Origin of the sequence: Microvirga sp. HBU67558, from assembly GCF_018069605.1 — a bacterium.
Lineage (GTDB): Bacteria > Pseudomonadota > Alphaproteobacteria > Rhizobiales > Beijerinckiaceae > Microvirga > Microvirga terrae.
Window position 1 is genome coordinate 1 of record NZ_JAGPUP010000087.1, and the last position, 275, is coordinate 275.

Annotated in this window: 1 protein-coding gene; it reads left to right on the forward strand. The window is 64.7% G+C overall.

The genetic code is table 11. From position 1 onward, the window contains the following. Positions 1-198 (forward strand): HU family DNA-binding protein (locus KBI52_RS00345; RefSeq protein ID WP_210804736.1); only part of this gene is annotated, 198 nt, incomplete at its 5' end. Positions 199-275 lie beyond the last annotated feature (77 nt).

Here is a 275-nt window from a genome sequence, read left to right on the forward strand (position 1 = left end):
CTGACCCAGGTCATCGAGATGATCGCCAAGAGCTTGAAGAAGGGCGACAAGATCCGCCTGAGCGGTCTCGGCATTCTTCAGGTGCGCAAGCGGGCCGCTCGCACGGGCCGCAACCCGCAGACTGGCGAGCCGATCAAGATCAAAGCCTCCAAGAAGATCGCCTTCCGACCCGCGAAGGAGCTTAAGGAGGCGGTCTAGCCGAGAGCCGTCACCGGATGGCTGAAGCGACACCCACCCCGCCGGCACGCTGGCGGGGTGGGCCTGTTGTTGCGTCC